General features: G+C 43.0%; 9 protein-coding genes. 4 read left to right on the top strand and 5 right to left on the bottom strand.

All coding sequences use genetic code 11. The annotated features are described in order from the left end of the window. Together B4033_RS01850 and B4033_RS01845 are read right to left on the bottom strand one after the other, a co-directional pair. Positions 1-171 (bottom strand): RNA methyltransferase substrate-binding domain-containing protein (locus B4033_RS01850; protein ID WP_286831578.1); only part of this gene is annotated, 171 nt, incomplete at its 3' end. A gap of 152 nt (positions 172-323) precedes the next feature. Then, entirely contained in the window at positions 324-647 is a 324-nt protein-coding gene (locus B4033_RS01845) for a pyrimidine/purine nucleoside phosphorylase (RefSeq protein WP_004810087.1), read from the bottom strand. Positions 648-1065: 418 nt separating this feature from the next. On the opposite strand from B4033_RS01845, the gene recN reads away from it, so the two are divergent. From recN to ruvX, 3 genes are all read left to right on the top strand, one after another. Next, a complete protein-coding gene (recN, locus tag B4033_RS01840; RefSeq protein WP_286831573.1) occupies positions 1066-2727 on the top strand; it encodes a DNA repair protein RecN in 1662 nt (553 codons plus the stop codon). Positions 2728-2842: 115 nt separating this feature from the next. Further along, on the top strand, positions 2843-3397 hold the full coding sequence (locus tag B4033_RS01835) for a YqgE/AlgH family protein (RefSeq protein ID WP_004810091.1): 555 nt from the start codon (positions 2843-2845) through the stop codon (positions 3395-3397). Then, positions 3390-3833 (top strand): Holliday junction resolvase RuvX, encoded by a 444-nt coding sequence (gene ruvX, locus B4033_RS01830; RefSeq protein ID WP_108675606.1) that lies wholly within the window; start codon positions 3390-3392, stop codon positions 3831-3833. The genes B4033_RS01835 and ruvX overlap by 8 nt, the downstream gene beginning before the upstream one ends. A gap of 93 nt (positions 3834-3926) precedes the next feature. On the opposite strand, the gene B4033_RS01825 is transcribed toward ruvX, so the two are convergent. Further along, positions 3927-4550 (bottom strand): alpha-ketoglutarate-dependent dioxygenase AlkB family protein, encoded by a 624-nt coding sequence (locus B4033_RS01825; protein WP_286831568.1) that lies wholly within the window; start codon positions 4548-4550, stop codon positions 3927-3929. Between the two features lie 150 nt (positions 4551-4700). Between B4033_RS01825 and B4033_RS01820 the strand changes: the two genes are divergently transcribed. Continuing rightward, positions 4701-6500, top strand: coding sequence for an ABC transporter ATP-binding protein (locus tag B4033_RS01820; RefSeq protein ID WP_286831565.1), 1800 nt, complete (start codon positions 4701-4703; stop codon positions 6498-6500). Between the two features lie 88 nt (positions 6501-6588). On the opposite strand, the gene B4033_RS01815 is transcribed toward B4033_RS01820, so the two are convergent. Together B4033_RS01815 and B4033_RS01810 are read right to left on the bottom strand one after the other, a co-directional pair. Next, the gene (locus B4033_RS01815; RefSeq protein ID WP_163170773.1) at positions 6589-7587 is read right to left on the bottom strand and encodes a hypothetical protein; all 999 of its coding nucleotides are present in this window, start codon (positions 7585-7587) and stop codon (positions 6589-6591) included. A 254-nt stretch (positions 7588-7841) separates the two neighbouring features. Continuing rightward, positions 7842-8214: glycosyltransferase (locus tag B4033_RS01810; protein ID WP_286831562.1), on the bottom strand; the 373-nt coding region annotated here is incomplete at its 5' end.

Here is an 8214-nt window from a genome sequence, read left to right as displayed (position 1 = left end):
GCGACTAGCCTGTTGCACACTAATCCCAAACGGTTCAGCAAGCTCTAATACACGCTTTAAGCGCTGATCATCACGACCTTTCAGAGTAAACAGCGTCAGGACGCGTTCAGGCTCAAGCTCCAGTAATGACTCAACTGAATGTACGCCATAAAAATACTCAGGTTTAGCCATGAACGACCTCTAAATTAATTTGGGAAATATGCTGCAAAAGAAAAATCCTGCAAAGCCAGCTTCACAGGATTTCTGTATAAATGAAGTTTAACCGATTCGGCAGAAAATTTCCTGATCAGCTTCAGTCCGGTTAGGGAGATGAAATAATAAAATCAGCCTTCAAAATGACAAACGTAATCTAATACATCATCAGTTTCGATTTTAAAACGGCTATTGCCTGGCACGTAGAAAGACTGACCAGCACGGAACAGTTCGCTTTCTTCGCTATCTGCAATCTGCACACGGCACTCACCGGAAATGATTTCCATACGCTCAGGCACATGTGTTTCAAATGTAAGTGGGGTTTCAGTCGGTAGAATGACTCCCAAGGTTTTTTTCGTACCATCTTCAAACTGAACCACATGGCTAATGCACAGACCGCCAAAATATACATTTGATTTCTTAAGTACTGAAACATGGTCAAACTGAGCTGACATCCGTTTATCTCCAGAGCACGGGTTTTATAATATTGGAATGGCTGTAGTTTAAATGCGCATTCCTAACTAATCAATCGAAGTTTGCCTGGCTCAGCTTAAAATTTTCTGTATATATTTTGTACATATATTCAATAAGCAAATATATAAAATAAAGTGATTTAAAGGAAAATGAGAAATTCTGCAATGCAAAATCAAATTTAGCAGGATTCGCTGAACTGTAGGGAGTAATCACTTTTATGGGAAGATTGACCTGCTTTAGTCGTGCATACTGACAATACTACAAAATCTGCTTGTATCATTGACCATAATATAAGATAGAATCAAAGGGTTTCATCCTGATTTATAATGACATACATGATCTGATGCATATCAGATCCTACTTGATTTCAATCAAACTTTTCGCAGCTTGGATGCGTGTATGCTGACACATTTAACTCTGATCAACTTTGCCTTAGCTGACCACCTGGCCATTGATATTCATCAAGGTTTTAACGTGCTCACCGGCGAGACCGGCGCTGGTAAGTCTTTGTTGCTGGACGCCCTCTCGGCCTGTCTGGGTGAACGCACCGACACCAACTATGTGCGCTATGGTTCAGAAAAAGCCGATGTGACAGCAACCTTCAGTTATCAGGATAATAGTCCCGAAGCGCTTTGGCTAAAAGAACATGAACTGGATGATGAGTCGGGTGAAATCCATCTACGTCGGGTGATTTTTGCTACGGGACGTAGCAAGGCATGGATTAATGGCCGTCCAAGCAGTCTGTCTGAACTGAAAGAAATTGGCCGTTTGCTGGTACAACTGTATAGCCAGCACAGCCAGCAACAGCTACTGGAGCCGCCTTACCCGAAACACTGGTTGGACCGTTATCATAATTTTTATGAGCCCGCCCAGGCAGTTCGTGATGCATACAATACCTGGCATAAAAATATCCGCCAGCATCAGGCAGCACTTGATGCTCAAGCCACCCGTAAACAGCGTATGGAAACACTGGAACTGCAGCTCGAAGAACTTGAAGATGTAGTACAGATTGATTATCAGGAAATTGAACAGGAATTTGATCGTCTCTCTCATCATGAAGCGATCATGCAGGACTGTGTCTATAGTCTGAATGGCCTGGATGAAGCGGAACAGAATATTAATCAGGAGCTTTCCTCTATCCTGCGTCGTGTAGAATCCCATGCTGGTCGCAGTGAGCAGCTTTCTGAAATCCACACTTCTTTGCTCAATGCGCAGAGTGAAATTGAAGATGCTACAGCCAACCTGCGTCATTTTATGGATCGTCAAAGTTTTGATCCTGAACGTATGGAAGAGCTGAATTCACAACTTGAAGTGTTTCACCGTCTGGCACGTAAATACCGTACCCAACCCGAATTATTGAAGGAAGAGTATGAAACCTGGCAGGCTGAACTAGCGCAATTGCATCAGCTCGAAGATCCAGAAACATTAGCGGAACAAGTTGAACTTTCTTATCAGGAGTTTCTGGCCAAAGCACGGCATCTGGATGAGATTCGTCGTGAAGCAGCTGGTCCATTGGCGAAACAACTGACGGAACAGGTCAAACAGCTTGCCCTGCCAGAAGCTTATTTTGAATTTAAATTTGAACCACTCGATGAACCAAACAGTGAAGGCTTGAGCTTTATTCAGTTGTTATTTACTGCCAATAAAGGTATTCCGGCACAGCCGCTGGCACGTGTGGCATCCGGTGGTGAACTGTCCCGTATTGCACTGGTAATGCAAGTGATGAATGCTGAAAAAACTGAAGCTGAAGTTCTGGTCTTTGATGAGATTGATGTCGGCATTAGTGGGGGTACGGCGGAAATTGTGGGACGTCTGTTGGCCGATCTGGCGCAGCATGTACAAATTCTGTGTATCACCCATCAGGCACAGGTTGCAGCACAGTCTGATCAACATCTGCTGGTGAAAAAGCAGCAAACCGATCCGGCTAGCAGCACAATTCTTGATCTAGAAGAAGATGAACGTATTCAAGAGCTTGCACGAATGACAGGCGGCGTGGAAATTAATGAAACAACACTGCAACACGCGCGTCAATTACGTCAGTTAAAGTTTCAGCATGTTTAAAAATATTACAATGCTCACAAAAAACTGTTGGTGAATTAACAAAGCTCTAGTAAGTTAAAGGTGAAGATCACACGATTTCTTTGCCAAGAAATTGATTTTAAGGAGAAGCTTTTCGGTGAACAAACAATATTTGACACACCGTTGTCTGATTGCTCCACCAGAAATGCGTGACGATTTTTTTGCCAACACGGTCATTTATCTCGCACGACATGACGAAGATGGAGCGCAAGGCATCATTATCAATCGACCTGCAGGCATTCAGATCAAAGAATTATTGAATGATCTTGAAATCGAAGCAGATAATGTCAATCCTCATGAAGTGTTGCAAGGTGGCCCATTGCGACCTGAAGCTGGTTTTGTGCTGCACACCGGTCAGCCTACCTGGCATTCTTCAATTGCCGTCGGTGAAAATGTCTGTATCACCACCTCCAAGGACATTCTAGATGCCATCGCCCATAACCAAGGTGTCGGACGTTACCAGATTGCACTTGGCTATGCCAGCTGGGGTAAAGGCCAGTTGGAAAAAGAAATTGCCAAAGGTGAGTGGCTGATCTGTGAATCTGATATGGATTTAATTTTTAATTTACCTTATGACGACCGTTGGGATGCTGCCTATAAAAAGATGGGCGTAGATCGAAACTGGTTGTCTTCTGAGATTGGACATGCCTGATGTAAACGCGCCACAGATGATTATGGCGTTTGACTTTGGTACACAAAAAATGGGCATGGCGGTTGGACAATCCCTGATTGAAAGTGCTAATCCTCTTGCCTTGTTCCCGATGAAAGATGGAATTCCCAATTGGGATACATTACTGAAAATCGTCAAGCAATATCAACCGACTTTATTTTTAGTCGGTCTACCGCTGAATATGGATGATACAGAATCTGAACTTTCTGCGCGTGCACGCAAATTTGCCCGCCGTTTACGTCATCAAACCAATATTGAAACCTTGATGGTCGATGAACGTCTCACTACACGTGAAGCGCGGGATGAATTAGAGAGTTATCAGACTCAAGGTCGAGCTAAAAAGTTAGCGGCTGACAGTATTGCAGCAGCGCTATTTATTGAAAGCTGGTATCGGCATCCGTTCGGAGTGAATCCTTAAAATAAAAAGCATCCAGATGGATGCTTTTTTAATAGGTAGGCGAAACAAGAAATCTTAAATAAATACGCATGTAATCTTGCTCCTTCTATATCTCTAATTTTCGGGATAAAAATAGCGAAAGGTCAGATTGATCCGTGGCGTGATAACTTTCGTGGTCTTGCTAATCTGATGTTTCCAGAACTGCTGCGTTTGCCCACGCATCACAATCAGCTGCCCACTTTGAAGCAGCAACTCTACCAGATCCCCAGTATAGTTATGCTTAAAACGCATTTTGCGGGTAGCACCAAAACTTAAAGAAGCAATGACAGTTTCATGCCGTTTTGACATCAAGCTGGCTTCATTATCACTATGCCAGCCCATACCCTGTTGACCATGTTCATACAGGTTGGCCAGACAGGAATTAAAGGGATGACCTACCTGCTGTTCAATATGCTGTTTCAATCTCAATAGTGCTGGCTGCCAGATATGGGCTTTCTTCAAGCTGCCCGAATAATGGTATTGGTAATTTGCATCACCATACCAGGCAATTTTACGGGCAGTAACATGGTGCTTGCCAAAAAGGAAAACCTCATCCTGCTCCCAAGCCAGATGCTGCAAAAAATAGTCGAGATATTTCTGACTTTGCTCTCCATTTAAAATCAGACCATGGTCTTCTACTACCCCGTCACAGGGCAAAAGATTGGTTTGAGGCTGGGGTGAAAACAAATCCAGTGTCATGTCAGTTTCATTCTTTTTAGAGCTTTTATCCTGTCATTTTCGCTTTCTGCACACAACTAAAATTGCACAAATCAATACAAATCAGCTTCTTGTGAATGATCATTCAGGGGCATAAACTTGTTTTAACTTTCACAATAAAAATAATACTGCATGGATCTTTGGCAACTCTTTCACAAGCTGCGTCCCTTTGTCCGTCCTTACCGGCTGCTGGTGATTGCGACCCTGATATTGACCCTGATCGGTTCATTTACCGCTCAGGTCAACGCGATCACTTTGCAATATGCAGTCGACAGTATCAATAAGCTGCTTGAAGCAGGTGAAGGACTGAATGAGGGCTGGCATATCCTGATTACCATTTCAGCGATCTTGCTGGTGAAAGAAGTGATTAATGCTTTCGTGCAGTTTGGACAAAAATTCTATGGGGAAAAGTTGCGAATTTTTGTATCTCAGGATCTGGCACAAGGCATTATTGAAAAGTTTCTGACCTATCGATTGGCTTTTTTTAATCAGGACAATAACCAGGCCGGCAAATTGCAAACCCGTATTGACCGTGGTATTAGCTCACTGACGCGTCTGGTGCAGATCTTCTTTATTGATATCCTGCCGCTATTTACCAGCGCGATTGTAGCTTTGGGCCTGATGTACTATGCCAATATTTATGTGGGGATGGTAGCCACGGCGATTGTACCAATTTACTTCTGGCTGACCTACAAACAGGCACAAAAACTGGGCGGCTGGCGCCGTAGTTTAAGAGACGGTCGCGAGAAAAAGAGTCAGGGCATTCTCAGTATTATTAACTCGATAACCGTAATTAAATCCTTTAACCGTGAGTCGATTGAGTCCGAAAAGCAGCTCGGCCTACAGCGTGAACTGACCGATAATCAGATGAAAACCCGTCAAACCAGTTTTCTGTTTGATGGTCTGAAAACCTTTATTGAGCAGATTGGCATCGTCCTTATCATTATTCTGACCGCTTATTTTGTGCTTGCTGGTCAGATGAGTATTGGCATGATCATGTATCACGTGCTGCTGTTTAATAATGTCTCGGCACCGATCCGTTCATTGCACCGGATTTATGATGAAGTTAATGATGCCATGATCTATTCCGAGAGCTTCTTTAATATTCTGGAAGCAGATCATGAAATTGAATCCAGTGGACAGCAGAAACCACCTGTTCAGGGCAAATTTCAGCTGAGCCATGTCGAATTCTATTATCCGAATGGACACCATGCCCTAAAAGATATCAACATGGAAATCCGCCCTAACAAGATCACTGCGCTGGTCGGTTTATCGGGTGCGGGTAAATCGACTTTGATTAGTTTACTGGATAAATTTTATGAACCGCAGCAAGGCAAGATCACCTTGGATGGTATTGATCTTCAGGATTATGACACCCAGTATTTACGTGATCATATTGGCTTGGTTCTACAGAAAAATCATATTTTTCAGGGCACGATTTTTGACAATATCCGTTATGGCACCAGTGCCAGTATGCAAGATGTCATTGAGGCCGCACAGAAAGCTTCGATTCATGAACAGATCTTACAGTTGCCCAATGGTTATGATTCCGATGCCTTGCAGCTTTCTGGTGGACAGCAGCAGCGCATTGCCTTGGCACGCATGTTCCTGAAAAATCCGCCGATTATTTTTCTGGATGAACCGACTGCCAGCCTGGATGCCATTGCTGCTGAACAGATCAAGCAGAGTCTGGATCAGATCAAGCAAGGTCGTACCGTGATTATTATCTCGCATAGCCTGTCGCAGATTATTGATGCGGATTATACCTACGTGATGAAAGAAGGCGCGATTGCTGAACATGGCGAGCATGATCAGCTTTATCATCAGGACGGCGTGTATAAGCAAATCTTTGACGCGATGGCAAAGAGCCTCAATATTGAAAAGATTGCGAAGACCTTTGAGGAAGATGCAGAAGAGGAAACACATAGTTAAAAAGCTGAAAAAGTTCTATTCCCTCAAACATAGATCTAAAGAAAAAGCGGCCTAATAGACCGCTATTCAGCAAACCAGTTCACTTTGCCTAAAAGCGTAAAATCCACTCACCTCGAACATAACGATAGTTATAATCTGGCCCATAGAAAGAAGCACTGCGGTTATATCCGGCATTCAGGCGTAAAAACTGCTCACTACGTACAGGACTTTGTAAGTTCAATTCAAATAATCGTGTGTTCTGACTAGCATCATCATTAATTTTTTCACGGCCTAGCCCGGCAGTAATACCGGTGGTCCATCCGGAAATACGTTTACGCCAGCCAATAGCAAACATGCTTTCTTGATAATCTTTCGGATTGAAGTACTCGCCCCCTACATCCGTCTCACTACTGCGATAAGTGCGATATCGGGCTTGCAATGTCAGGCCTAGGTCAAGTGAAGGCTGATAGATAAGCCTAACTCGTCCATGATCACGGCGGTTATCATCTGAAAAGAGCTGTGAACCCGCTACTCCTACTACGGTGACATGATCTCCCAGACCTTGATCCAGTGCAGCACCCACAAAAGTAAAATGTGTTCCATGTTCTAAAGCAGCTTGGGTTTCAACCCAATCTCGGTTAGCAAAAACTTCAATAGCTGTCTTTTCTGCAAGAAGCGTACGATAACTACCATCGAAGGTTAATAAAGTATGATCACCTTGCTCGAATAGCCCCGCTTCTAAGACCCAGCCATTAGCGGTAGCAGATTCAATATCACGTCCAATAAATGAGATCTTCTGACCATCTTGTTTCCAGTCATCAGCTCTATATTGATAAGCACTGCCACGTACCCCTAAATAATGATCAGCATCTTCATATTGAGGCAAAAATTCTGCTGATAATTTACGAGTCTGGAAACCTTCGCTATCGTCACTGAAAAAGAATTCAGTTCCAGCCGCATGCTCTTTTCCAATTTTCTCTTCTTGTAATACATCTGCATAATTACTGGTACTCGTCATACTAATGATTAAAGCAACACCATACAGACAGATTTTATAACTTCTCATTTTATTTTGTCCCCCAGGTTTTTCTTGTTCTGAAAACTTCATCCAGATATCCTAAAATACTGGCGGGTTGTAGCAAAAAAACTATAGGTCAGCACATACAGTAAGAAACCAACAAAATTTTTTCTTACTTTGAGATCTAAATCTTTAAACATGCTCCGCTCAATCTTGTAATTAAGTAGACCAAGTAGGAATGCCAGTGGCAATAGTGCAAGAGTCATAATCCCAACGATCCAATAGTGTCCAAAGCATGCCAAGATGAGCCCCGGGATAAAGCCAAAAGTAAAAGCAATATCTAACTAGGGAAAAAATAAATTCCAATGAATAAAAAATGTAGACAATCTTGGTTTAATTAAAATAGTGGGATGTTTAATAAAGGCTTCGATCATACCACGTGCCCAACGCTGACGTTGTTTGACAAAGACTTTAAGAGTCATGGGTGCATTGGTAAATAAACAGGCATCCTCACAATGCCCAACACGATAGCCTGCTTTTAATAAAGCCCAGGTCAGCACAATATCCTCACCTACACATTCAGGCCACCCTCCCACCTCAATTAATGCATCACGGTCATAAATAGAAAAAGCACCTTGAGCAACTAGGGTTCCTTGATATAAAGATTGCAAACGTTTAGTAGCAGCGATGCCCAGAAAATAATAGATCGGAAGAGCG

The sequence above is a fragment of the Acinetobacter sp. UBA3132 genome, from assembly GCF_002364825.1.
In the GTDB taxonomy this organism is placed as follows: Bacteria; Pseudomonadota; Gammaproteobacteria; order Pseudomonadales; family Moraxellaceae; genus Acinetobacter; species Acinetobacter schindleri.
Note: the sequence above shows the minus strand (reverse complement) of the source record. Positions and strands in the feature narration are given on the sequence as shown.